This window comes from Halorubrum sp. Atlit-8R, from assembly GCF_003666025.1.
Taxonomy (GTDB): domain Archaea; phylum Halobacteriota; class Halobacteria; order Halobacteriales; family Haloferacaceae; genus Halorubrum; species Halorubrum salinarum.
Map to the genome: position 1 here is coordinate 1 of NZ_QPLV01000033.1, position 543 is coordinate 543.

Annotated in this window: 1 pseudogene; it reads left to right on the plus strand. The window is 51.2% G+C overall.

The features are described 5' to 3' along the window. Positions 1 to 186: 186 nt before the first annotated feature. A pseudogene (locus tag DVK05_RS16450) lies at positions 187 to 543 on the plus strand (hypothetical protein); the annotation flags it as partial.

Here is a 543-nt window from a genome sequence, read left to right on the forward strand (position 1 = left end):
CAAGCCAGATGAATATCTACAATAATATATCATTACTACGAAATTATTTTGAGCACGTTACAGGCTCCGGATCAAGGGTTTAGGTCGACCTATACTCCTGTTTTCGGCGGTACTTATATGGGGGTAGAAACTGTATGTTGACACGTCTCCCACTACGAAAAACAAGACGGAGACGGAGAGCACACTTTGAGTTCCCACGTAGACACAAGAGAACTCGGCAGAGGGCAGCAAACACTACACGAGGCGGTTAACTCTCACCGGATATACAAGCCGGTTAGAGGAGTTCATCCCCGTGTCGAACTTCCTGACGAGGAGTTTGAGGAGTGGCTTGACGGCAACCGGGAAGTCGAGTACGTGATAATCAACTTCTCGGATGCTGAAGAGGTCGTCGAGCGGGACGGCGATCTCAGCCAGGTTTTGGAGCCTTGGCATATCCCGGTAATCCTAGGGACGGAGCACGACGAGTACGTGAACAGGCGTACTTTTCAGGACGTAGTGGATTTGCTGGAGGTGGCGCAGCCAGCGATCTACGTTCCGGACGTG